This is a genomic window from Planotetraspora mira (assembly GCF_016863275.1).
GTDB classification, from domain to species: domain Bacteria; phylum Actinomycetota; class Actinomycetes; order Streptosporangiales; family Streptosporangiaceae; genus Planotetraspora; species Planotetraspora mira.
Genome location: NZ_BOOO01000034.1, coordinates 180,380 through 205,141, shown reverse-complemented (window position 1 = coordinate 205,141; position 24,762 = coordinate 180,380). Strand labels below are relative to the sequence as shown.

Sequence of the window (24,762 nt, the reverse complement as noted above, 5' to 3'; positions counted from 1 at the left end):
TTCGACCGTTGACGCCCCGATCTACGTGGGGCTATGGTATCGAAAAACCTTTAATAAATACCCCTTCGTAACATTGCGGTAACGCCCCTCCAGTAGCTCACAACACGACCGAGACAGTCGGGCACCGGGACCCGCGGATAGACACGGACCCTTCGCGGTACCGGGGACGCCACAGACGAGACACCCGCTCGTCGGCGTTCCTGCGCCCGTTTTGGCGCACTCACACCGAGGACGCCTCGCCATACCAAGAAAGACTCCAGTGAGACACAACAAGCCGATGATCGCCGTTGCCGTCCCGTCTCCCACGGCGCCGGCCGCCCACGGCCGAGGCTCCAGCGGACGCAACGCCTGGCCCGAATGCCCGGGGCGGCCAGGCTGAGCGAGTCCCAGGTCGGCCTGATGGGCCGAAGCTGGATCGAGTCCTGCCGCATGGACGCGGAGGATCGTCGCCGCCGACAGGTCAATTCACAACGGACATTAATGATGCAATCGTGACAATTGACACCATAGCTTCTTAAATAGGAAGCTTGTACGCGGCCGAGCTCCAGCCACCGTGGTCGGCGGCAGGTGCCCCCCAGTAGTCGTGCTCCCGTCTCATGGGTCCCACCGGTCCGTGACCTGGTCGGCCCGCCTGTCCGTGGCCGCGTGGTCCGTGGGCCGTCCAGTGGCCTGCCGGTCCGGCACGCAATGAACTTGTCCACCCCTCTGATCAGCCATCGCTGATCGAATCCCCCGACCCGCGCCGCCTGGGAGGGCGAAGCGGTCCCTTCCGGAATTAGTGAGGAACAACCCGTGCTCACACGCAAGCCGTACGTCTTCGCCGTCGCAGGCGCTCTCATGCTCGCCGCCGCGGCCTGCGGCAGCAGCGACTCGTCCACTAGTGGGTCCGCCGCCGCGCCGGCTTCGATCACCTACTGGGCGTCCAACCAGGGCACGAGCCTGGAGAGCGACAAGCAGATCCTCCAGCCGGAGCTCGACCGGTTCACCAAGGAGACCGGCATCAAGGTGAACCTCGAGGTCGTCCCCTGGTCCGACCTGCTCAACCGCATCCTGGCGGCCGCCACCTCCGGCAAGGGCCCCGACGTCGTCAACATCGGCAACACCTGGTCGGCCTCGTTGCAGGCGACCGGCGCGTTCGTTCCGCTCGACGACACCCAGTTGAACGCCCTCGGCGGCAAGGCGCGCTTCCTCGGCCCGAGCCTCGCGGCGACGGGCGCCCCCGGGCAGCCCCCGGTGGGCGCGCCCCTCTACAGCACGGCGTACGCCCTCTACTACAACAAGCACATGTTCAAGGACGCCGGCATCGCCGACCCGCCGAAGACCTGGGACGAGCTGGTCGCCGACGGCAAGAAGCTCACCAAGGACGGCAAGTGGGGCCTGGCCGTCGAGGGCGCCAGCGTCAGCGAGAACGCCCACATGATCTTCACGCTCGGTCAGCAGCACGGCGGTGACCTGTTCGACAGCTCGGGCAAGTCGCAGTTCGACTCGCCGGCGAACGTGGCCGCCGTCAAGCAGTACCTGGACTTCATCGCAACGGACAAGATCACCAACCCGAGCGACGCCGCGTACTCCAACGGCACCGAGGCGCTTCAGGACTTCATCGGCGGCAAGGCCGCGATGGTGATGTGGCAGTCGGCCAGCGGCACGCTGAAGACGGGCGGCATGACCCCCGACGACTACGGCGTCGCGCCGATCCCGCTGCCCGACCCCTCCTCGGGCGGCAAGCAGGTCGACAGCATGGTCGGCGGCATCAACATCTCCGTCTTCGACAGCGCCGCCAACAAGGACGGCGCGCTGAAGTTCGTGAAGTTCATGACCAGCAAGCAGACGCAGCAGGACCTCAACAAGGCTTACGGCTCGCTGCCGACGGTCACCGACGCCTACGACGACCCGGCGTTCCAGACGCCGGAGATCAAGACGTACCAGCAGATCCTCGCCAACACGGCCGCTCCGCTGCCCCAGGTCGCCAATGAGAGCCAGTTCGAGACCTTGGTCGGCAACGCGATGAACCAGCTGTTCGCGGACGCCGCCAGCGGCAAGCCGATCACTGACGAGTCCGTGAAGGCCAAGCTCACCGAGGCCAACCAGCAGATGGCCGGCTGAACCGACCTGCCCCGGGGTGCCGGGCGGTGCACGACGACCGCCCGGCACCACGTGCCCGACCACGAAGATCGAAGATCGGAAGGACGTCAATGGTCGTGTCCGCCACGTCCCGGCCCGGCGGGGGACGGGGATCCGGAGACCCGGGGAGGCCTCCGCCACCATCCGGCGGCAGGAAAGGCCGGATCATCCCCCGGCTACCGGTGAGGCTGCGCCGTCTCGGCCTGCCGTACCTGCTGATCCTGCCCGCCCTCCTGCTGGAGCTGCTCGTCCACCTGATTCCGATGCTGATCGGGATCGGCATGAGCTTCATCAAGCTCACCCAGCTCTACATTCGGAACTGGTCGGCGGCCCCCTCCGCGGGGTGGTCGAACTACCACCTGGCGGTGGACTTCAACGCCCCCGTCGGCCGCGCGCTGCTCCACTCGTTCCTCGTGACGGTCGCGTTCACCCTGATCACGGTCGCGCTGTCCTGGTTCTTCGGGATGGCCGGAGCCGTGCTGATGCAGGGGGAGTTCCGCGGGCGGGGCGTCCTGCGGGCGTTGTTCCTCGTGCCGTACGCGCTGCCCGTCTACGCCGGCGTGATCACCTGGAGCTTCCTGCTGCAGCGTGACTCGGGGCTCGTCAACCACGTGCTGGTGGACCAGCTGCACCTGTTCGGCGACAAGCCGTTCTGGCTCATCGGGCAGAACAGCTTCGCCTCGATCGTCGTGGTGTCGCTGTGGCGCTGGTGGCCGTTCGCCTTCCTGGTGTTGATGGCGGGCCTGCAGAACATCCCCCGGGATCTGTACGAGGCGTCGGCGATCGACGGCGCGGGATGGATGCGGCAGCTGCGCTCGGTCACGCTTCCCATGCTGCGTCCGGTCAACCAGGTGCTGGTCCTGGTCCTGTTCCTGTGGACCTTCAACGACTTCAACACGCCGTACGTGCTGTTCGGGAAAACGGCGCCCCAAGAGGCCGACCTGATCTCGATTCACATCTACCAGAGCTCTTTCGTCACCTGGAATTTCGGAACCGGCTCGGCCATGTCCGTGCTGCTCCTGCTGTTCCTGCTGCTTGTCACGGCGATCTACCTGCTGATCACTTCGCGGAGGAGGAGCGATGCGTGACCCCAAATGGCTGAAGTGGGTGCGCATCATCGGGCTCGGCCTGCTCGGCCTGTTCACGGTGACGCCGATCTACGTGATGATCACGTCGTCGATCAAGCCGTTGAAGGACGTCCAGGGGGACTTCCACTGGATCCCCACGACGATCACCTTCAGCGCCTTTCACGACATGTGGTCGACGGTGCCCCTCGCGCACTACTTCGTCAACAGCCTCATCGTGTCGACCATCGCGTCGGTGGTCTCGGTGGTGGTCGCGATCTTCGCGGCCTACGCCGTCAGCCGCTTCCGGTTCGCCGGGCGCAGGGCCTTCTCCATCACGGTTCTGTCGACCCAGATGTTCCCCGGCATCCTGTTCCTGCTGCCGCTCTTCTTGATCTACGTGAACCTCGGCAGCGCGATCGGCGTCGACCTGTACGCGAGCCGCACCGGCCTGATCATCACGTACCTGACGTTCTCGCTGCCGTTCTCGATCTGGATGCTGGTCGGCTACTTCGACTCCATCCCTGTCGCGCTCGACGAGGCCGCCAAGGTCGACGGCAGCGGGCCGATCGGCGCGCTGATCCGCGTCGTCATCCCCGCCGCGACCCCCGGCATCATCGCCGTCCTCATCTACGCGTTCATGAGCGCGTGGGGTGAGGTGCTGTTCGCCTCGGTCATGACCGACGAGGCGAGCCGGACGCTCGCCGTCGGCCTGCAGGGATACGCCACGCAGAACAACGTCTACTGGAACCAGATCATGGCGGCCTCGCTGGTCGTCAGCATCCCGGTGGTGGCCGGGTTCCTGCTCCTCCAGCGTTATCTCGTGCAGGGGCTCACCGCGGGCGCGGTCAAGTGACCCGTTCCGATCCGCACGACACGATCCATCGGCGCACCACTCACCGCACAACGAGGGAGAACAACACATGAAGTCGCACGGGGGCGAGGGCCCGGATCTCACGGCCTTCGGAAGGGACTTCGTCTGGGGTGTGGCCACCTCGGCCTACCAGATCGAGGGCGCCGTCGACGAGGACGGCCGACTTCCGTCCATCTGGGACACCTTCAGCCGGGTTCCCGGCGCGACCGACGGGGGCGACACGGGTGACGTGGCCTGTGATCATTACCACCGCTGGCAGGAGGACGTCGGCCTGATCAAGCAGCTCGGCGTGGACGCCTACCGGCTGTCGATCGCCTGGCCGCGGGTCGTGCCCACGGGCTCCGGGGCGGTCAACGCGAAGGGGCTGGCCTTCTACGACCGGCTCGTCGACGCGCTGCTCGAGGCCGGAATCCGGCCGTTCGTGACGCTCTACCACTGGGACCTGCCGCAGGCGCTCCAGGACGAGGGCGGTTGGCCGCGGCGGGACACCGCCTACCGCTTCGCCGACTACGCCACCGCCGTGGCCGAGGCGCTCGGCGACCGCGTCACCGACTGGACCACGCTGAACGAGCCGCTGTGCAGCTCGTGGATCGGCCACCTCGAGGGCGCGATGGCGCCGGGCCTGAAGGACCTCGAGGCGGCCGTGCGCACGTCGTACCACCTGCACCTGGGCCACGGGCTGGCCACGCAGGCCATCCGTGCCGTCGCCAAGAAGTCGCCCTCCGTCGGCATCGTCAACAACCTCAGCCCGATCGAGCCCGCCACGGACAGCGACGCCGACCGCGCCGCCGCCCTCCGCATGGACGGACACGTCAACCGCTGGTGGCTCGACCCGATCCTCGGCAGGGGCTACCCCGAGGACATGGTCAAGGTCTACGGCGTCGACCTGCCGATTCAGGACGGTGACCTGGAGACGATCGCCCAGCCGCTCGACTACCTGGGGCTGAACTACTACTTCCGGCAGATCGTGGCCGACGACCCCCAGGGGCCCGCGCCGTACGCGCGGCAGGTGCCGGTGCCGGGGGCGGCGACCACCGCCATGGGCTGGGAGGTGAACGCTGACGGACTGGAGCAGCTGCTGCTGCGCCTGACCCGCGAGTACGGCGCCGAGCGGATCTACGTCACCGAGAACGGCTCGGCCTGGGACGACAAGGTCACCGGCGATGGGACCGTCGAGGACCCCGAGCGGGCCGCCTACCTTGAGGACCACCTCGCCGCCTGTGCCCGCGCCGTCCGTCAGGGCGCGCCTCTGGCCGGGTACTTCGCGTGGTCGCTCATGGACAACTTCGAGTGGGCGTACGGCTACGCGAAGCGGTTCGGCCTGGTCCACGTCGACTACGACACCCAGGTCAGGACCATCAAGGCCAGCGGCCACCGCTACGCCGAGCTGATCCGCGCCGGTAAGGATCTGCAGGAGGGCTGAGCCCCGCCAGGTCGCTTCCGTAGTCCGTCAGGTCGGCATGCCCTGGCGGACTACGGGCGTTTCCCGGTCTCGGGCGCTGATGGCGGCCCTCGTCTGGCGCGCCGCGGAAAAACCCGGCTTACCTCCACGGACGGCTCGAGATCTGTGAGGGCATGCGGTTTGATCATGACGTTCCACTCGGCCTTCGGCAACCAGGAGTAGCTCCATGGATCGACACCTTCTGCCTGAACAATCGGCGGAGCTGTACGTGCTTGATGTGAACACGGGCGACCGGAGGCTGGTGTACCGGTCATCGGACATGCTGTTCGAGGCGCCCAACTGGAGCAGCGACGGGCAATGGCTTGTCATCAACGCCGACGGGCTCTTGTTCCGTCTTCCCGTTTCCGGCGGCACCGAGTTGGAACAGATCGACCTCGGCGATGTGCCGCCGATCAACAACGACCATGTTCTCAGCCCGGACGGCGCGACTGTTTATGTGTCGGCCCAGGATGGTCACATCTACGCGGTACCTATGTCGGGAGGCCGCCCCCGGCGCGTGACGAACGACCACGGACCGGATTTCGCCCACTACCTGCATGGGATCTCCCCGGATGGCGCGTCCTTGGCGTACATCGGGTTGCGACGTCGCGGCGACCGGCAGCCCATCACGAACGTGTATCTCATCCCCGTCACCGGCGGAGCGGATCAACAGTTGACGGACGACGACTTCCCCGACGATGGATCGGAGTTCGGCCCCGACGGTAGGTGGATCTACTTCAATTCCGAACGTGTGGCTTCCACTCCCGGCCACGCACAACTGTTCCGCATCACCTCGGATGGATCGACGACGGAGCAGCTCACCAGCGATGAGCGGGTGAACTGGTTCCCCCACCCGTCTCCGGACGGCACGCGGATCGCCTACATCAGCTTTCCGCCCGGCACACTGGGTCATCCGCCGAATGTGGATGTGATCGTCCGGATTCTCGATCAGGACGGTATACGCGATCTCATTCACCTGTTCGGCGGCCAAGGGACGATGAACGTGCCGAGCTGGGATCCGACCGGCAACTCGATCGCCTACGTGGCTTATCCCTTGGGCGGCGACACAGGAGACAAGGAATGACCATCAGTGCGCGGGTCTTCCCCTTGCCCGTCGCGCGCCGCCGGTGATGTCAACGACCGGGTTGTCACCGATCCCCCATCACCGCCGGCGGCCGCTCATCGCGGTCGAGTTGTCCGCATTGCTCGCCCGCCGGGCACCCGGCCGGGCGTCTGTTTCGACGCCCGGCCGGTGATGGGCGCTGCCGGGGTGATTACCTCTTAGGTTTGAAGTAGTGCCCGACCATGTATGCGGTGACCTGTGCGCCGATCTTCGCGCCCTGCAGGTCGGCCGTGCGGGTGTGGATGCCGCCCCATATGCGGGCGTTGATCACCTCGGCGATCGCCTTTGAGAAGCCGCGGAAATACCTGGTGGTACCCGAATCGGCGCTGTACCCGCTGAAGGAGATGTCGTCCCGGCCGAAGAAGTACGCCAACGCCGACATGCTCGCCGCGGTGAAACAGGTATGTCCGGACGTGAAATCGGGGTGCGGCGGCGTGACGAGCAACGGCATCCAGGTGGGGTCGGCCACCGTCTTCGGGTTGCCGTCGGTGTCGGCCAGTTGGATCGCGGTGACCGGCCGCCAGAAGGTCCACGCCGCCTTCTCGTTGTAGCAGGCGATCGTGGCGTCGGCCTCAGCCAGATCGACCATCGCGAACATCCGCGACGTCTGGAGCGTGTTCAGTCGCTGTGTCGTCGCGAGTTGCCGCTTGATCTCCCATTCGGCGAGATGCCGGTCATGCCACCAGATCGCGGCTTGTGTCTGGTCGGCCGTCCTGACCGTACTGGTCACCGAGCCGATCGTCTTGACCTCGTTGAAGTCGCGGGCATACTGCCGGCTGGTGAGCGCCGGCGGGCCGGCCGTACGGAACATGGACGCGCTGGGGAGGAAGAACGGCTTGAGGTAACCGACCCACGCACCGTCGTTGGCCAACGTGGGAGGCGTCGGCCGCCACTGACCAGGCTGGGTGCCGACGGGCCAGGTCTGGCTTCCGAACGCCCCGTCGTTCTGCCGCGCGGCGATCATCGCGGCGGCCGCCTGATCGCCCACGGTGATCCCGCGCTGCTTCGCGGTGCCGTAAGGAATCGCGGCCAGCGACTCGTCGTACTGCGTCTTCAACCTCTCCTGCTGAGCCGGGAACAGCGCGCTCAGCACGCGGAAGGCCGCGGTCGCGACGGCCGCGTCCGTCGACTCGTTTCCCTTGGCGGCCGGTGCGGTCAGGTACGGCTGGTACGGAGTGCCGGCGATGGCGTTCACCGCGTCGTAAACGGCTCCGTGGACCATCGCGAAACTGCGTGCCTGGACCTGCGGCTGCTGACCGGCGATGTCCCAGATCGCTGTCTGGGCGTTGCGGTCCCAGACAATGACGGCATTGTCGGGCCTGTGCGAATCCGACGCGTACGCGAATGACGATCCGACTCCCGCCGGCAGCCCGGCGGCGGCGACCGCGGCGACGACCAACCAGACGGCCTTGCGTTTCAGGATGGATGACCAGTCCGTTTTACGTGATTTACGCATTGGAGCAAATTACTATGCCGGCCGCAGGCGCTACAGTGCCCGATCGGTCGAAAAGCTGATAATGACGTAACCGAAAATGAAATCCCTCACCGATACGGGAACCGGTCGCCTCTTCCGGCTTCGCGGACGGCGTCCGACGGTTACCTGGAGGTCATCTCGAATTCGTCCGGGTGTACCGATTCACGGAACCGCCGCGAACACGATCAGGAGTTTCCGCCGGTCATCAGCCCATAGATCTTTCATGGCCGTCACCCCGGATCGATGTCCGTCGGCCTCGACCTTTCTGTTCGCGGATGCTTTCCGCGGCCGCCGGAATCGGGGGCCGAATCCGAATGTGAACTCCTCATTCGAACGTCCCCGACGCCGACGGCGTCATCCTCGTCCGCGCGGTCTGAGGTGGTGCGGGGCCCGCTGCCCCGCACCGTCCACTATCGCCAGTCGGTGCCCGCGTCGGAGTCCGCAGCCGGCGTGGGGCCGGCGGCCATCCGCACCACGATGACCGCGTACGCGCAGAGTACGGCGAGACCGGCCCACCCGGGGAGCGGGAAGTACCCGGCCGACGGCGCGTAGTGCTCCGTCACCTGCGGATACTCCACCATCGTCTGCTTGACCGCGAAGCCGGCGGCCGGCGTGAGCCGCAGCAGCCAGTCGGAGACCGCGTCGGGGAGCAGCGGGAACGCCGTGACAGCGTAGGGCAGAGCGATCAGCGAAACCCCGATGAGGATCGCTGACCAGCCGCGGTTCAGCCGCACACCGAGCCCGTATGCGACGACGGCGCAGAGCGCGAGCACTGCCGCGAGGCCGACGATCACCCGGGCGCCGGTCAGCACCGGCAGCGACGGCACCACGATGCCGTTGCCTTCCAGGCCCGCCATGCCCACCGGAAGGACGATGCCGACCGCGACAAGACCGGCGACGAAGTTCGCCCCGGCGACGACGAGTGCCCGGGCGACGATCACTCGCCGGGATGCCGCCTCGCGGGCCGTGCGGGTGCCGTAGCGAGCCGCGACGACGACCACGACGATCAGCGCGACCGGCAGGCCGAGCAGCGTGTTCTCGACGGTACGCGTACCCTCCTCACTGAGCGGCCCGATGTCGCCGGTGCCGCTGATCGTGATGACGCCGTCCTTCTGCACGGCTCCTGATGCGTTGTGGTACTTCTCCCAGTCGGTGTGGTTCATCTCGCCGACCGAGTCGCTGTCCCACCCGCCGGTGACACCGCCCTCGACGGTGACGTCGTCGAAGACGCCGACGGCCTGGGTGAACCGGACCTCCTCGATCGCGCCGCCGAGGCCGACCTTGCGGAGCGTGAGGTCGCCGGGAGAGGTGGCGAACAGGCCGACCTGCACGGTGTCCGGCAGCCCGTCGAGCGTCGCGGTTGCGACGGTGTACCAGTGGCTGCCGTCGGCGGACTCGGAGCCGGTGATCACGTTGCCTGAGCGGGTCAGGCGCAGCCAGCGGGGGGACTGCGCCGAGACGCCTCCAGCGCTGCCGGCGACGTCGTGCCGGTAGCCGTGCTGGAAGCGAACGCCGTGGCTGCCGGTCATCATGAGTGCCGCGTACTGCGAGCCCTCCCGCATGCCGTCCTTGACGATGATCCCGGCCTTCGCCCAGGGCACCAGCCCGGACACGATCTGGTCGTGTTTCGGCGGTGGATAGGTGATCGTCCCGGTCATCGAGGTCATCCGGACGGTGAGGCTGCCCTCGCGGCTCAGGTCACGATGCAGGAACCAGAACTTGTCACTGACGATGGAGCCGTCACCGGCGACGGGTGGGGCCGGGCAAGGACCCGGGCAGGACGAGTGGATGTTGAGCGTGAACAGCAGGCCCACTGCGATGACGGTGAGGGCCGCGGCGGCCAGGGCGATCAGGCGCCCCGGGCGGCGGTACGCGGTCCATTCCCGCCGGAGGAGTTCGGTGGTCGACATGCCGTCGGTTCTACGGATCGGTGCGTAACACGACCCGAACCGGCGCCGTCATGCTGTTGTTAGGTTTCCCAGGGCATGCTGGCAGCATGATCGGGCTGCGCAGTGGGACCGTGGGAGCACGGTTCACGATGTTGTACGCCGTCGTGTTCCTCCTGTCGGGCGTCGGACTGCTGGGCTTGGCCTTCCTGCTCTCCGGCGGCAGCCTGAGCGACGTCTCCCCGGCTGGAGATCTCCCCGGCCAGGGCAGCGTCATCGCGACGCAACAGCATGTCCGGGAGTTGGAGGACCAGCTGGCCGCGGTGCATTCGCAGCAGTCTCGCCAGCTGCTGGTCGGCTCGCTGCTGGCGCTGATCGTGATGGCAGTCGTCTCGTTGCTGCTCGGTCGGGTGCTGGCCAAGCGTGTCCTGCGGCCGCTGCGGCTCATCGCGGCCGTCACCCGGCGCATCTCCGCCGACAGCCTGGATCAGCGGCTGGCCGTCACCGGTCCGGCGGACGAGGTGAAGGACCTCGCCGACACCATCGATGAGCTGCTCGGACGGCTTGAGGCGTCGTTCACCGCGCAGCGGCGCTTCGTCGCCAACGCATCCCATGACCTGCGTACGCCGCTGTCGACGATGCGGGCATCGCTGGACGTCGCGGTCGCCAAACCCGACCCGGCCCCCTCGACGGTGGCGCTCGCGGCCCGCCTGCGTCGGCAACTTGACCGGCTCGATCACCTGCTCGACGGGTTCCTCGTGCTGGCCCGGGCGCAGCACGGCGCGCCGGCCGACGCCGCTCCGGTCGACCTCGGCGACCTCATCGACGCCGAACTGCGGGAAAGGTCCACGGACGTGCGGCGGAAGGGGCTGAGTGTGACGGTGAACGTGCCGCCGGCGACGGCGACCGTGGGCAGCCCGGCGCTGCTGGCGCAGCTTGTGGGCAACGTCGTCGACAACGCCGTGACCCACAACGAGGACGGCGGATGGATCGAGATCACCGGGTCCGCGAACGCACAGGAGACGGCACTGATCGTCGAGACCGGCGGGCCCGTCCTCGACCAACGGAAGGTCGACCGGCTGGCGCAGCCCTTCGAGCGGCTCGGTGGCGAACGTACGGGCTCCTCGGGTCTGGGCCTGTCGATTGTGGCGGCCGTGGCCGCCGCCCACGGCGGCCGGCTCGCCCTGCTTGCCCGGCCGGAGGGCGGCCTGCTCGTGTCGATCACCCTTCCGCCCGCGAAGGTGCCGGTGGAGGCGTGAGGATCCTGGTGGTCGAAGACGACGACGCCCTCGCCGAGGTCGTCGCCGAAGGGCTACGCGACCAGGGGATGGCCGTCGACCTGGCGCACGACGGGCTCACCGCCGCCGCCAAGCTTGACCTCACCGCGTATGACGTGGTGGTCCTGGACCGGGACCTGCCCAGCCTGCACGGCGACACGCTATGCCAGATGATCACCGAGCGGGCGGAACGGCCGATGGTGCTGATGCTGACCGCGGCCAGTGCGCCCGGCGACCGGGTCAGCGGGTTGACCCTGGGCGCGGACGACTATCTCGCCAAGCCTTTCCACTTCCCGGAGCTGATCCTGCGCATCCAGGCGCTGGCCCGCCGCAAACCGGACGCGCGGCCCCGCGTGCTGCACGTGGCCGGGATCACGCTGGACCCGGTACGCCGCACCGCCGTTCGCGACGGGCTGCGACTCGACCTCTCAGTGAAGGAGTTCGCCGTGCTCGAGGTGCTCCTGCGGGCAAGCCCCGGCTTCCTGAGCGCCGAAACCCTGCTCGAGCAGGTATGGGACGAAAACGCCGACAGTTTCACCAACACCGTCACGGTCACGGTGGGCCGGCTGCGGCGCAAGCTCGGCGACCCGCCGGTCATCGCGACGGCGCGAGGAGTCGGCTACCGGATCGCCTCATCCACCGGCCTGCGGCGGCACGCAGGCGAATGATTCGGCGAGCACGCCCGTACCCCGCTCGGCGCGGCGCAGACCATGGATGAGCTGGACAAAGGCCTCAGCGGGTCCGCCCGCCCGCCGTTCTAGTAGTGCCGCAATCCAGGCCACAGCGCCGACCAGGGCCTGGCCGGGCCGGAGCACAGGGCGATCGGAGCGTTCTGCTCCTCGTTGTCCACGCCCTCCCCATTGTCCACGCGGCCCACCTGCCGGCAGCCGGTGAAGAACCGCCCGCTGGAGTCGTCGTCCCGCAGGCCCACCACCAGCACCGGCCCGTCGGCCGAGTCAGGGGGTGGCCCCCAGTCGGCGAAGTTCATATGGCCGGAGTAGGGCATCGGCAGGTTGTACCGGGGGCCGTACCGGACCAACGCGCTCGCCTCGCCGTAGTTGGCGGTGAAAATCACGGCTCGGGGACGCTGCTCGGCGGGGATGGCGGCCCACTGAGCCGCTACCGCAGAGGTGAGTTCGGGCCATCCGACCTGCTCGCCCTGCTCCTTGTTGATCGCATTCACCGCTGACAGCGCGTTCGGCGGCAGTACCGGAAGCGAGAACAGACCGCTCACCATGGTTGTGACGGCACCGGCGGCGATGGCCGTCCCTACGCGCCGCCGGCCTCGCATCCATCTGGCCACCGGTTCGCAGCCGGCCGCCGTCAACACCAAAAGGAGCGGAAGCGCGTAGTACGGCTTGCCGCCGGCCAGCAGCACCGAGGCACAGAGCAGCGGATAAGCCAGCGCCATCGCACGCGCCCATCGCAGTTCGGGATCGCGCCACAAGCGCAGGAACCCCGCGATCCAGATCGGCACGAACAACGGCGACAGGTACACGATCTGCATGGGGACGAACAGCAAGCGGTTTTCAAGCCCGTCGTCGGCGCTGATCCCGCTTGCGACGGTGAACTCCGGCCACCCGTGAGCGGCCTGCCACCACAGGTTGGGCCCGGCCACCACGGCCGCGATGACCACCCCGACTCCCAGCCACCGGCTGCGCAGCACCTGGCGCGGTCCGAGCGCCAGCTGAGCCACGAGCAGCGCCACCACCAGCACGCCGACCAGATACTTGTTCTCCAGGGCGAGGCCGACGGCCGCGCCCATCGCGACCCAGAGGCGACCGTCCCCGGTGCGCAGCAGCCGCAACGCCAGCCATGCGATCACCACCCACGCCAGCATGTCGAACGTGGACGTGGACACCATGTGGCCGACCGCCAAGACGAACACCGACGTCGCCGCAGAGAACGCGGCGATCGCCTGCGCCCGGCGTCCCCCGTGCAATTCCCTGGCCACCAGTGCCACCACCAGCACCGTCACCGCACAGGCGAGCGTCGAGGCGACCCGCAGCCCGGCCGGTGTGACCCCGAAGACCGCAGTGGTCGCCCTGGCAATGATCGGGGTCAGCGGGGGCTGGTCCACGTATCCCCAGGCGGGATGATCTCCGGCGACCAGGAAGTACAGTTCGTCGCGGTGGAAGCCGTAACGCCAGGAGAACGCGGTCAGCAGACCGGCCAATACCGTCACGACCGCCACCACCGGAACGGTGGCGAACGCCGCCAACGGACGAGGGGCGAACTTCGCCGGGCCTGTGGCGGGCACGGAGGCGCCGGTAGGCGGCGGGTCCAGGTCAGAATTGATCAATGTAAGGACCTCCGAGGGGATGCCGGGCCGGCGCGAAGGCCGTCGTGGCCCGGGATTCACAGGTCATCGGCGGGATGCCGACACGAGGAACGTAAACGGTGGGCCACGGCTGCCGGATCCCCTGCGCTCGCCAACTCTTGCCTCCCCCGTCGGGGGGAGCCACCCGGCCGGGCTCCCTCCTGAGAGGGAGGCTGTCCAGGCGCCCGCCCCCGATCGGCCGCCGCCGTACCGGTGTCTGTGGGGACGGAGGCGGAACAGCCGGCGCCGGACGACGCACGACCGAAGATCCCTCTTCCAGGGGAGGCATGCCGAGGGGACGGGCCACATACTTGAGCCCATGCAGACGCGTCAGCCCCCCGGCGTCGTGGCGTGGATCAGGGCCCGCCCGCTGATCGCCGACGCGCTGCTCGCCGTGCTTCTCGCCGTGGTCTCGCTCATCGCGCTCTTCTCCCAGTCGCGCGCTGAGCACATGCCTGCTCCGGGGCCGCTCGCGGTGGCGTTCGTCCTTCTGATCAACCTGCCGCTGGCCTGGCGGCGGGCTTACCCCCTCGGGATCAACCTGGCGATCGGGGCGGCGTCCGCCGCCTACGGGGCCACGGCGTTACCGGACCTGGTGACGCCCGTTCCGCTCGCCGGCGTGGTCGCCGTTTACGGCGTCGCCGCCTGGTGCGGAAGGCGGGCCTCAATGATCGTGGGCGTGTTGACCGCGATCAGCATCGTGGTCATCACTGTGCTCCCCGCGACCGACAGCGACTTCCTTGACTTCACATTCGGCGCGCTGCTGCTTGGCAGCGCGTGGGTGCTCGGCGACAGTGCGCGCATCCGCCGTGTGCACACCGCCGACCTCGAGGCGAGAGCGATCTGGCTGGCGCGGGAGCGTGACTTCGAGGCAAGGCGCGCGGTGACCGCCGAGCGAGCCCGCATCGCCCGGGAGCTGCACGACGTGGTGGCCCACCACGTCAGCATGATGGTGGTCCAGGCCGAGGCGGGGCCGGTCGCGGCGGAGCACGACGCGCGAGGGTCCGTACGGGCGTTCGACACGATCGCGGAAACGGGCAGGCGGGCATTGGTCGAGATGCGCCGCCTGCTCAGCGTGCTGCGCGAGGAGACGGACGGCCCCGAGCCGGCCCTCGTGCCGCAGCCGGGTGTGGCGGAGCTGCCCGATCTCGTCGAGCAGGTACGGCAGGCCGGTCTGCCGGCGACGCTCGACATCGAGGGCGAGCCCGTCCCGCTGTACGCCGGAGTCGACCTGTCGGCCTACCGAATCGTGCAGGAGGCGCTCACCAACGCGGTCAAGCACGCGGGCAAGGTGCCGGTCCGCGTCCATCTCCGTTACAGCGGGCAGGAGCTGCGCATCGAGGTTCGCGACGACGGGCACGCCGCCGGGGCGGCGCGCGCCGGCAGAGACGACGGCGGACCGAACGGCGGGAACGGCCTGATCGGCATGCGGGAGAGGGCGCACCTGTTCGGTGGCGAACTGACCGCGGGGCCGGATCCCGAAGGAGGCTTCACCGTCAGGGCCCGGCTGCCACTCGAAAGCACCAGAGGGTGATCACCATTTCCCGCCATGGCGGATCAGCACCGGAGGCAGGCGCGAAGTGAGCATCAGGATCATGGTCGCCGACGACCATGGGATCGTCAGGGACGGCTTCCGCATGATCCTCGGGGCCCAGCCGGACATGGAGGTCGTCGGGGAGGCCGCCGACGGGTTGGAGGCGGTCGAGACCGCCCGCAGGCTGCACCCCGACGTGGTGCTGATGGACATCCGCATGCCTCGGATGGACGGCTTGGAGGCCACCCGTAGGCTCGCCGGCCCCGACGTGACCGATCCCGTCAAGGTGCTGATGTTGACCACGTTCGACCTCGACGACTACGTCTACGAGGCACTACGAGCGGGCGCCAGCGGCTTCCTGCTCAAGGACGTGCGCCGCGACGACCTGGTGAGCGCCGTACGGGTCGTCGCCTCCGGGGAGGCCCTGCTCGCCCCCTCGATCACCAAGCGGCTGATCGCCGAGTTCGCCGCTCGCCCACGCCCGTCGAAGAAGGCCCCTCCGGCTGTCGAGACTCTTACGGGGAGAGAGCGCCAGGTGCTCGAACTGCTGGCGAGGGGCTACTCCAACGCCGAAATCGCCGCCCGGCTGGTGGTCGCGGAGGAAACGGTCAAGACCCACGTGAGCCACGTCCTGGCGAAACTGTGCCTGCGCGACCGCGTGCACGCGGTGATCCTGGCCTACGAGGTCGGCGTGATCACCCCAGGCTCCGGGTGAGACTCCCCCGCCCGGAGGTCGGCGACAGCCGTGCGTCAGGCGGTCAGGCCGGCGCTGATCAGCCAGATGTGTTCGCAGGTCGAAGATGCCTTCTGCAACTTCTCGCGGGACTCTTGCGAGGCGTGGTAGAAGGTCCGCTCGATCATCCAGCACAGGGCGCGTGCCATCGCTGACGCCTGGTCTGGTTCGGCGCCGGCCTGAACGCCGGCTCGCTCCAGGACAGCGGTGATGGCCGTGATGAACAAGTCAGCTGTATGGCGCCACAGCTCGCCGATCTCCGGCACGGTCAACGACAGGTCGATCGCCGTGCGCATGACCAGGCCGTGCTCGTTCCACAACTCGACCGTGCGCCGCATGGCTGCTGCGATGGCCTGGCGCGGCTCGTCGGTCTCCGCAGTGGCCCGGGACCGCTCCCACAGGTGCTCGACGGTTCGGGCCACGAGCGCCGTGACCACTTCTTGCTTGGAGCCGAAGTAGAAGTACAGGGCGCCGCGTGTGATGCCGGCGCCCTGGGCGATGTCGCCGACGGTCATGGCGTCGTAGCCCTTTTGCGCGAGCAGAGCTTCGCAGGTGTCCAGAATGGCCCGCTCCCGGACATCGCCCTTGCGTTCGGTGGGGCGTCGGCTTCGCGCGGGGTGGTGGCCGGGCATCAGAGCTGAGCGCCCTCGGCGAAGTCGGTCGTACGGGAGAGCGTCTCCCATACGCGGATGTCCTCGTCCACGGCCGTGCGCGCGGCGGTGACCAGTCGCAGCGCGTCCGAACCCAGGACGAGGTGGGCCGGCGGCCGGCCGACCGACGCGATGTGCACGACGGCGTCCCCGGCCTTGGCCGGATTGCCCAACTGGTTCCCGCTTGCCTTCTGTCGCGCTTCACGGATGGGGGTGAACAGCTCGTCGTAGTCGTCGATGGACTGCGCGGCCCGTGTCATGGACCGTCCGGCCCACTCGGTGCGGAAGGAGCCGGGCTCGATCGCCGTCACGTGGATCCCGAACTGTGCGACCTCCTTGCCCAGTGCCTCGAGGATGCCTTCCAGGGCGAACTTGCTGCCGCAGTAGGCGGACATGCCGGGCACGGCCATGAGTCCGCCCATGGAGGTGACGGCCATCAGGTGTCCGCGGCGGCGCCGGCGCATGTGGGGCAGCGCCGCCTGCAGCGTGGCCACTGTCCCGAATACGTTGACCTCGAACTGCCGCCGCACCTCGGCCAGCGGGGTTTCCTCGAAGGTGCCCTCCAGGCCGTAACCGGCGTTGGCGACGACGACATCCAAGGGGCCGACGCTCTGCTCTGCTTCCGCGACCACACTCGAGACGGCCTCGCCGTCAGTCACATCCAGGATGCGGCCGTGAGCGTATCCGGGCTTGAGCCCTTCGAAGGCCCGCAGGTCCTCCTCGGAGCGGACCGTTCCGACGACGGTGTGCCCGGCGGCCAAGGCGGCTTGGGCGAAGGCACGCCCCAGGCCCGTACTGACGCCGGTGATGAGCCACTTCTGCTTCTGCACTGCTCCTCCAGAGAGGACTCGAAAGGAGCTGGACTGCCCCCTTAGCCCAAAACTCTACACGACGTCGATTTTTATCACCGCCGTGTAGATTCTGGCGACGCCTCACGGCTCCCTCGGTTGGCGTAGTCCTGCGACGAGGAGCCCGACCAGTCGGCGTGCGTCGTAGCGGGGGTCGCTGTCGGCGCCTATGCAGAGGTTTCCGACGCCGCGCATGAGTTGGTACGCGTTGAGGTCGGGACGGATCTCACCGGAGGCCGCGGCGGCGTCGAGGAGTTGGGCGCACACCGGCAGGAGGCGGTCGAGGAAGTAGGCGTGCAGCGTCTCGAAGCCGGCGTTGTCGGTCTGCAGTGCGGCCGCGAGGCCGTGCTTGGTGACCAGGAAGTCGACGAAGAGGTCGACCCACCGTCCGAGGGCGACGTGAGGTGTCGGGCTGGTTGCCAGCAGGGCCGGCCCGGCCTCGGCGCAGGCGTCGACCTGGTGGCGGTAGACGGCGATGATGAGATCCGCCCGGGTGGGGAAATGGCGGTAGATCGTGGCCGTCCCAACGCCGGCCTTGGCCGCGATGTCGCGTACCGGCGCTTCCACGCCTGACGTGACGAAGATCGCGGCGGCCGCATCCAGCAGCGTTTCCTTGTTACGCCGGGCGTCCGCTCGTTTGGGCCGGGCCGCTTGCCCTGCGCCTCGGTCGCTGTCGTCCACCGCGCCCTTCCTTCCATTACCGGGTTTGCTAAACGGGACAACGTTCCGTATCGTCAAACGGGACATGGTTCCGCTTACTCATGATGTCAGAGCAGGGGCCGACAACCAAGCCATGCGCTGTCACCACGATTCACCCCGCAACGGAGGAAACACAGTCATGCGATACCGCACCTTGGGCCGCACCGGTGTGCAGGTCAGCTCCCTCGCGCTCGGCGCGATGAACTTCGGCAAGATCGGGCGCACCACCCAGGACGAGGCCACCGCCATCGTCGACGCCGCTCTCGAAGGCGGGATCAACCTCATCGACACCGCCGACGCCTACAGCGGCGGCGAGTCGGAAGAGATGGTCGGCAAGGCCATCGCCGGCCGCCGCGACGACATCGTGCTGGCCACGAAGGCGAGCCTGCCGATGGGCGGCGAGCGCAACCATCAGGGCGCTTCGCGCCGCTGGCTCGTCACCGAGTTGAACAACAGCTTGCGCCGTCTCGGTGTCGACCACGTTGACCTCTACCAGATCCACCGGTGGGACCCGAGCACCAGTGACGAGGAGACGCTGTCGGCGTTGACCGACCTGCAGCGCGCGGGAAAGATCCGTTACTTCGGCTCCTCGACGTTCCCCGCATACCGCATCGTGCAGGCCCAGTGGGCCGCTCGCGAGTGCCACCTGAGCCGTTACGTCACCGAACAGCCCAGCTACTCGATCCTGCAGCGCGGTATCGAGACCCACGTGCTGCCCGTGACCGAGCAGTACGGGCTCGGGGTTCTGGTGTGGAGCCCGTTGGCCTCGGGCTGGCTGTCGGGCGCGATCCGCGAGGGCCGGGACGTCACCACCAGCCGCTCCACGTTCATGCCGCAACGCTTCGACACCACCCTCCCCGCCAACCGGGCCAGGCTCGATGCCGTCGAGCAGTTGGCCAAGGTCGCCGACGAGGCCGGCCTGACCATGATTCAGCTCGCGCTCGGATTCGTGACCACGCATCCCGCCGTGACCAGCGCGCTCATCGGTCCCCGCACACTGGACCACCTGCATTCGCAGCTCGCCGCCGCCGACACCGCGCTCTCCGCCGACGTGCTCGACGCGATCGACGCGATCGTCGCTCCCGGCACCGACCTGGCCCCACACGAGAAGAACGACACCCCGCCCGCGCTGCTCGACCCGGCACTGCGGCGCCGCTGATCACCGGGCCCACCGCACCAACCACGCAAAGAAGCTGAACAAAAGCACGGTGAAGACAGTGGATCAGCTCACGCTCTCCGGAAGTGGCTGCGTGACCGACAACTCCCACCGCCGCCGTGATCACCTGGGCGGTGCAGGTGTCCATCCCCGTGGCGGCGCATTCGACCGGCCACACCTCGGTGCCTTGTGCCGGTCACCGGGGGACGGGATGGAGCGGGCGGTTTGGGAGACGATGGCGTCCGGGGAAGTGGCCTCTCCGGCCACAGAGCGGCGACGGTAACGATCGCGGAGATCGTCAGCAGGACGCCCGCGAGAACTTCGAGAAGCACAGTGGTCGACATCGAGCCCTCCCCCACGCCTCGCTGTGGACACGAGGACGAAGGTCTTCCCGCACTCCCATGTCGCGCGAGAAGGCCGCCCGCCGACTCCCTGTGCTCGGGGTCGCAATGGCGATCGGAGTTGGAACGGCGGGTACTCCCCCGCACTGATTCCACTATCCGCGCAGGTCAGGACCTAGTCAAATGCCTGCGACCGGTCCAAGCCCCTGCACAGGGCGGCGCAAGTGCGGCTCAGGCACTGGCCTAACCTGAGGATGAGGGGAGTACTTCCCAAGTGCCGATCCGGTCAGTACGGACGTGCCGGAACGTCCCCGGGCGGCCGCCCGCACAGTGCAGGTGAAGGAGACCTCGAGCAGCCGAGTGCGTTCGAGGAGGTCGCGTGCACGCCGAGCCGGTCCTGTCGGTAGCCGATCTTGAAACGATCGGTTCGCCGAGTCTGTGGACGATCACCATCGTCGCTCTGGTACTGCTGCTGGCCGTCGACTTCGTGGTGACACGCCGTCCACACGAGGTGCGGATGGGCGAAGCGGTGGGCTGGTCGCTCTTCTACCTGGCGCTGCCCGTGATCTTCGGCGTCTTCGTTTGGGGGGCCTTCGGGTCCCGCGTGGCGACGGAGTTCTTCACCGGCTATGTCGTGGAGAAGTCGCTCTCGGTGGACAACCTGTTCGTGTTCATGCTGCTGCTGTCCGCCTTCGCGGTCCCGTCCGAGTTGGCCCGCCGGGTCCTGCTGTACGGCATCGTCGGGGCACTGGTGCTACGTGGGATCTTCATCGCCCTGGGGGCGGCCGTCCTGCAGAGCGGCGCATGGGCGTTCCTGCTGTTCGGCGGGATACTGATCGTCACCGCAGGGAAGATCCTCAAGGACGCGATCAGCGGGAAAGAGCAGAAGGTCGACATCGCTTCCATGCGCACGATCCGGCTGCTGCGGCGCTTCATGCGGGTCACCGACGATTTCCGCGGCTCCCACCTGGTCGTTCGCGAGGGCGGCCACCGCGCCCTGACCCCGCTGGCACTGGCCATCGTGGCCGTCTTCGCCACCGACATCGTCTTCGCCGTCGATTCGGTGCCCGCCGTGTACGGCGTGACCCAGGACCCCTTCCTCGTCTTCGCCACCAACGCCTTCGCCCTGCTGGGCCTGCGGGCCCTCTACTTCGTGCTCCTGGGCGTCCTGACGAAGCTGCGGCACCTGAATCACGGCCTCGGCGTCATCCTGGCCTTCATCGGGATCAAGCTCGTCCTCCACTGGGCACACGGCCTGTGGGCGTGGGTTCCGCAGATTCCCACTCTGGTCTCACTGGGGGTCATCGTCGCCGTCCTGAGCGTCGTCACGATCACGAGCGTGCACGCCAACCGCCGCGACGCGAGGTCCGCCTCCTCACCCGCCGAACGCGAACCCCGCTCGCGGCCGACGCGCTAGGTGAGTTGACCCGCAGGGTGCCCCGCTGAACGGTCGCGCTGAATTGCGGCGGCGGCCGCCCCCGAGGGGGCGGCCGCCGCTTTGTGCGTTACGTCCCGTCAGCACACGGTCAACGGGGACCTCCGGCGCTAATCACGCAGGGTTGCGGGATCGGTGGCGGCTTCGCCCGCCAGGTTGGTGAAGACGGCGCGGAACCGGGTGCCGTCGGCGTAGTCCTGCGGGCTGGTCAGTGTCAGGGTGGTGCTGGTCGCGCCGCCGACGTCGGCCCAGTCGCCGCCGGGCGGGCTCGCCTGCCACCGCACCGCCGGCTGCGGGTCGCCCGTCGCCGCCGCCGTGAAGGACACCGGGCCGCCGTTGGCCGTCGCGTCCGCGGGCTGGGTGGTGACCGCAGGCGCGACCGGTTGCGCCGACGCCAGGTGCATGGCGAGCACGTTGTCGCCGGTGACGGCGAACGCGACGCGGCCGATCACCTGGCTGCCGGCGCCGATGTTCAGCCGCAGGTCACTGCCACCGTTCTCACGGCCGCTGAACGCGGCCTCGGGCAGCGGGATCGCCGCGGTCTTCCAGGTGCCGGTGTCGGTGTTGGTCACGCGGGCCGAGTCCCGGTACGCGTTGTTGGGCACGTTGCCGTAGGAGTCGTACTGGATGCCCCAGCTGCCCGTCCCCTGGTCGAAGTAGCTGATGTACGCGGTCGCGTCGTACTTCCCGCCGGGAACGAACGAGTTGTCGATGTTGAAGTACATGTAGAACGACCCGGCCCCCGTGGTGGTCCGGCCGGGCAGGCCGCCTGCCGTGGTGGCGGTGGTGTGGCCGTCGCCCTCCTCCTTCACGCTGAGGCCGTTGGGGACGTCGGGGTTGCCGAGGTCGTCGGCCACGATCGCGGTGTGGTCGGCGGCCTGCACGGTCGTCACCAGCACACCGCCCGGCAGCTTCTGCCCGCCGGAGGCCGTGAAGCTGAACGAGACCGGGTAGAAGCCCGAGGCGACCGATGCCGGGACGGACACCGTGGCGTCCGTACTGGCGCGGCCGTCCGCCGCCACGTGAAGCGTGCCGGAGGACGGGCTGACGGTGATGCCGCCAGAGGCGTGCGCGGTCCACTTCACGGTCGTGGAGTGCAGCCCGGTGCCCTGCGCGCCCACGGTGACCTGCTTGGTGTCGCCGGCGGTCACCGTGACCGGACCGGACGGGTCGGTGAACCCGATGGCCGGGTCCTGGCCGGTCTGGTACGACGGCGGGGCGTCGTGAGAGCCGGTCGCCCATCTGGTGTCGGGTGTGCGCGACAGGCTGAAGTCGAGCCGGCCGCCGCGGGTCACGACCGACTCAGGCAGCCCGGTGCTGTCGAAGGTGCGCCCGTTCAGCCGCACGCCCTTGACGTACGGAGTGTCGTCGCCGGCGGCGGGGGCGTTGATGTCGATCGACCGGCCGTTGCCGAGGTGGACGACGGCGTGGGTGAACAGCGGGCTGCCGAGGGCCAGGTCGGCCCGGCCGGGCGTCACCGGGAACATCCCGAGCGCCGACCACACGTACCAGGACGACATCGCGCCGAGGTCGTCGTTGCCGGGCAGCCCGTCCGGGGTGGGCGGGTACAGGCTCTGCTCGATCCTGCGCACCTGGGCCTGGGTCTTCCACGGCTGGCCCAGGTAGTCGTACACGTACGGAACGGAGAGGTCGACCTCGTTGCCCATCCACATGTACGGCGCGTTCGGGCCGGCGTTGATCTCGCTGAAGAACGTGTCCAGGCGCGGGATCGCGACGTCCTTCCCGCCCATCGCGGCGATCAGGCCCGCCATGTTCTGCGGGACCTCCCAGCCGTAGCCGGCGGCGTTGCCCTCGTCGTAGCCGTCCTGGCCGAAGGCGTTCGCGGGCGGAGCGACGAACGCGGGACCGTTCGGGAACGCGCCGCGCTCGTCTCGCGGCTGGAGGTAGCCGGTCGTGGGATTGAAGGTGTTCTGCCAGTTCTGACTGCGCAACTGGTACTGCGCCGCGGTGTGCTTGTCACCGATCGCGGCCGCCAGTTGCGAGATCGCGAAGTCGTCGATGGACCACTCGAGCGTCTCAGAGACCCCCTGCCGGCCGTGCGCGCCCTGCGAGCAGGCGTCGTTCGGCGCGTAGCCGAGCTCGACGTACTCCTCCACGCACTGGCGCTCCTGCCAGCCCCAGCCCAGCTCCTCCGAGTGGTTGGCCCCCTTGAGCATGATGGGCAGCACGCGGGCGATGTCGACCTTCCGGCCGCCGAAGGCCACGGTGTTCGCGATGAGCGGCACCGCGCTGTCGCCGTTCATCGTGCCGGTCGTGCTCACGTTCGCCAGCGGCCAGCGCGGCATCCAGCCACCCTGCTGCTCCGCGTCGCGGATCAGCGAGTTCGCCATGTCGCCGGCTTCCTTGGGGAACAGCATGGCCTGCAGCGGCGCGAGCGCGCGGTAGGTGTCCCAGTCGGAGAACGTGGCGTACTGCGTCTGCCCGGCCGGCACGTGGTGGACCTTGTCATCGAAGCCGATGTAGTGGCCGTCCACGTCGTTGAAGACGCTCGGGAACTGCAGCGAGTGGTACAGGGCGGTGTAGAACGTGGTCAGGTTCGCGGAGGTGCCGCCGCCGACCTGAACGGTGTTCAACGCCTGGCGCCACGCGGCGCGCGTCTGCTGCTGCACCGGCGTGGGGTTCCAGCCGTGGATCTCGGAAGCCATGTTCTTGCGCGCCCCGTCGACGCTCACATACGACATCCCGACCTTCGCGCGCACCGTCGTGGAGCTGCTCGTGTCGAAGGTCAGGTAGGCGCCGGACCCCTTCCCGCTCGCGCCGGCCGACCCGGCGGTGACGGTCTTCCCCTGCCAGGTGCCGTGGGCGGTGAACGGCTGCGAGAACTTGATGTCGAAGTAGACGGTGTAGCTGCCCAGCCCGCACAGCCCGTTCGCCGTCGCCGAGCCGGACACCTCGTCGTCGCCGTCGACGGTGACGGACGCGGCGCTGTTGCCGCCGAGACTCGCGCCCGACTTCACCAGCACCTGCGCGGTGCTGCCCGCGGGATAGGAGAACGAGAGCAGGCCCGTGCGGCTGGTCGCCGTCAGGTTGACGTTGACGCCCGAGTCGGTGAGCAGCACGTCGTAGGAGCCGAGCGTGGCCTTCTCGTGATCATGGGAGAACGTCGCCGAGGCGTTCCCCGGATCCGTGCCGATGGGGCCGACCGTGGGCAGGATCGGCACGTCCCCGAACACGCTGCATCCGGCGGACGCGTGGTTCAGGCTGAATCCGCGGATCGATGACTTGCCGTAGGAGTAGCCCACGCCCGAGCCGACCGTGTCCGGGCTGAGCTGCATCATGCCGAACGGCGTGTCCACCCCGGGGAAGTCGTTGATGTCGCCGACGGCCTCGCCGCCGTTGCCGGTCCCGATCAGGGGGTTCACGTATTGCACCGGGTCGGCGAACACGTCGGCCCGCGCGGGCGGTGAGGCCGCCGCCGCTGCCTGTGTGATGCCACCGATCAGCACAGCGCCGCCGAGCACAGCGGCAAGTGCCGTGCGAGTCAGCGTGGTCAACAAGGGGGACCTCCATGTAGGTCGGGACCCGCGGCACGGCCCACCAGCTGGTCCAGCTGAGCGGAACGGGGATGGTGGGCTCGCGGAGGGGCGCACCCGGACAGAGACAGCGGCAAGGGTGGCCTTCGCAGACAACGTTGTCAAGATCTATTCACGCAGCCGCTACGAAACCGTTCGCCTGTTTTTCCCGACTCGCCCCCGGCAAGATGAGGCGAACGCGGCAGGACCAGGCCGAACGTCGATGGAGACGACGATGCTCGTCCGCGCCCTT

Annotated in this window: 18 protein-coding genes; 11 read left to right on the top strand and 7 right to left on the bottom strand. The window is 68.4% G+C overall.

Features of this window, described 5'->3' with window-relative positions; translation table 11 throughout:
- Positions 1 to 792 precede the first annotated feature (792 nt).
- The 5 genes from Pmi06nite_RS28885 to Pmi06nite_RS28865 all read left to right on the top strand — a co-directional run bounded on the left by Pmi06nite_RS28885 (position 793) and on the right by Pmi06nite_RS28865 (position 6,584).
- Complete coding sequence (locus tag Pmi06nite_RS28885; RefSeq protein WP_203956290.1) at positions 793 to 2,103, top strand: ABC transporter substrate-binding protein; 1,311 nt, start codon at positions 793 to 795, stop codon at positions 2,101 to 2,103.
- A 200-nt stretch (positions 2,104 to 2,303) separates the two neighbouring features.
- Positions 2,304 to 3,209 carry a carbohydrate ABC transporter permease gene (locus Pmi06nite_RS28880; protein WP_239114266.1) on the top strand — a complete coding sequence of 302 codons (906 nt, stop codon included), beginning with the start codon at positions 2,304 to 2,306 and terminating at the stop codon, positions 3,207 to 3,209.
- Positions 3,202 to 4,041 (top strand): carbohydrate ABC transporter permease, encoded by an 840-nt coding sequence (locus tag Pmi06nite_RS28875; protein WP_203956288.1) that lies wholly within the window; start codon positions 3,202 to 3,204, stop codon positions 4,039 to 4,041. Before Pmi06nite_RS28880 ends, Pmi06nite_RS28875 begins: the two co-directional genes overlap by 8 nt.
- Before the next feature lie 67 nt (positions 4,042 to 4,108).
- Positions 4,109 to 5,482: a GH1 family beta-glucosidase gene (locus Pmi06nite_RS28870; RefSeq protein ID WP_203956287.1), complete on the top strand. Its 1,374-nt coding sequence runs from the start codon at positions 4,109 to 4,111 to the stop codon at positions 5,480 to 5,482.
- A gap of 205 nt (positions 5,483 to 5,687) precedes the next feature.
- The gene (locus Pmi06nite_RS28865) at positions 5,688 to 6,584 is read left to right on the top strand and encodes a TolB family protein (RefSeq protein WP_203956286.1); all 897 of its coding nucleotides are present in this window, start codon (positions 5,688 to 5,690) and stop codon (positions 6,582 to 6,584) included.
- Between the two features lie 190 nt (positions 6,585 to 6,774).
- Here Pmi06nite_RS28865 and Pmi06nite_RS28860 read toward each other — a convergent pair whose 3' ends face one another.
- Both Pmi06nite_RS28860 and Pmi06nite_RS28855 read right to left on the bottom strand, forming a co-directional pair.
- Positions 6,775 to 8,079, bottom strand: coding sequence for a vanadium-dependent haloperoxidase (locus Pmi06nite_RS28860; RefSeq protein WP_203956285.1), 1,305 nt, complete (start codon positions 8,077 to 8,079; stop codon positions 6,775 to 6,777).
- Positions 8,080 to 8,507: 428 nt separating this feature from the next.
- Complete coding sequence (locus Pmi06nite_RS28855; protein WP_203956284.1) at positions 8,508 to 10,007, bottom strand: DUF1349 domain-containing protein; 1,500 nt, start codon at positions 10,005 to 10,007, stop codon at positions 8,508 to 8,510.
- An 86-nt stretch (positions 10,008 to 10,093) separates the two neighbouring features.
- Here Pmi06nite_RS28855 and Pmi06nite_RS28850 point away from each other — a divergent pair, with 86 nt between their 5' ends.
- Together Pmi06nite_RS28850 and Pmi06nite_RS28845 are read left to right on the top strand one after the other, a co-directional pair.
- Positions 10,094 to 11,242, top strand: a complete 1,149-nt coding sequence (locus tag Pmi06nite_RS28850; RefSeq protein ID WP_203956283.1) for a sensor histidine kinase — start codon at positions 10,094 to 10,096, stop codon at positions 11,240 to 11,242.
- Positions 11,239 to 11,928, top strand: a complete 690-nt coding sequence (locus tag Pmi06nite_RS28845) for a response regulator transcription factor (RefSeq protein ID WP_203956282.1) — start codon at positions 11,239 to 11,241, stop codon at positions 11,926 to 11,928. Before Pmi06nite_RS28850 ends, Pmi06nite_RS28845 begins: the two co-directional genes overlap by 4 nt.
- An 89-nt stretch (positions 11,929 to 12,017) precedes the next feature.
- On the opposite strand, the gene Pmi06nite_RS28840 is transcribed toward Pmi06nite_RS28845, so the two are convergent.
- Positions 12,018 to 13,562, bottom strand: coding sequence for an ArnT family glycosyltransferase (locus Pmi06nite_RS28840; protein WP_203956281.1), 1,545 nt, complete (start codon positions 13,560 to 13,562; stop codon positions 12,018 to 12,020).
- A gap of 337 nt (positions 13,563 to 13,899) precedes the next feature.
- Here Pmi06nite_RS28840 and Pmi06nite_RS28835 point away from each other — a divergent pair, with 337 nt between their 5' ends.
- The gene (locus tag Pmi06nite_RS28835; protein WP_203956280.1) at positions 13,900 to 15,114 is read left to right on the top strand and encodes a sensor histidine kinase; all 1,215 of its coding nucleotides are present in this window, start codon (positions 13,900 to 13,902) and stop codon (positions 15,112 to 15,114) included.
- Between the two features lie 46 nt (positions 15,115 to 15,160).
- Positions 15,161 to 15,829 (top strand): response regulator, encoded by a 669-nt coding sequence (locus Pmi06nite_RS28830; RefSeq protein WP_203956279.1) that lies wholly within the window; start codon positions 15,161 to 15,163, stop codon positions 15,827 to 15,829.
- Positions 15,830 to 15,864: 35 nt separating this feature from the next.
- Here the strand turns inward: Pmi06nite_RS28830 and Pmi06nite_RS28825 are convergent, their stop codons facing one another.
- The 3 genes from Pmi06nite_RS28825 to Pmi06nite_RS28815 form a co-directional block, all read right to left on the bottom strand.
- Complete coding sequence (locus Pmi06nite_RS28825) at positions 15,865 to 16,479, bottom strand: TetR/AcrR family transcriptional regulator (protein ID WP_203956278.1); 615 nt, start codon at positions 16,477 to 16,479, stop codon at positions 15,865 to 15,867.
- The gene (locus tag Pmi06nite_RS28820; protein WP_203956277.1) at positions 16,479 to 17,327 is read right to left on the bottom strand and encodes an oxidoreductase; all 849 of its coding nucleotides are present in this window, start codon (positions 17,325 to 17,327) and stop codon (positions 16,479 to 16,481) included. Before Pmi06nite_RS28820 ends, Pmi06nite_RS28825 begins: the two co-directional genes overlap by 1 nt.
- 102 nt (positions 17,328 to 17,429) lie before the next feature.
- Positions 17,430 to 18,026, bottom strand: coding sequence for a TetR/AcrR family transcriptional regulator (locus Pmi06nite_RS28815; RefSeq protein ID WP_239114265.1), 597 nt, complete (start codon positions 18,024 to 18,026; stop codon positions 17,430 to 17,432).
- Positions 18,027 to 18,183: 157 nt separating this feature from the next.
- Between Pmi06nite_RS28815 and Pmi06nite_RS28810 the strand changes: the two genes are divergently transcribed.
- Both Pmi06nite_RS28810 and Pmi06nite_RS28805 read left to right on the top strand, forming a co-directional pair.
- Positions 18,184 to 19,203, top strand: coding sequence for an aldo/keto reductase (locus Pmi06nite_RS28810; RefSeq protein WP_203956275.1), 1,020 nt, complete (start codon positions 18,184 to 18,186; stop codon positions 19,201 to 19,203).
- A 717-nt stretch (positions 19,204 to 19,920) separates the two neighbouring features.
- Positions 19,921 to 20,958 carry a TerC/Alx family metal homeostasis membrane protein gene (locus Pmi06nite_RS28805; RefSeq protein WP_239114264.1) on the top strand — a complete coding sequence of 346 codons (1,038 nt, stop codon included), beginning with the start codon at positions 19,921 to 19,923 and terminating at the stop codon, positions 20,956 to 20,958.
- Positions 20,959 to 21,086: 128 nt separating this feature from the next.
- Here Pmi06nite_RS28805 and Pmi06nite_RS28800 read toward each other — a convergent pair whose 3' ends face one another.
- The gene (locus Pmi06nite_RS28800; protein ID WP_203956274.1) at positions 21,087 to 24,491 is read right to left on the bottom strand and encodes a GH92 family glycosyl hydrolase; all 3,405 of its coding nucleotides are present in this window, start codon (positions 24,489 to 24,491) and stop codon (positions 21,087 to 21,089) included.
- Positions 24,492 to 24,762 lie beyond the last annotated feature (271 nt).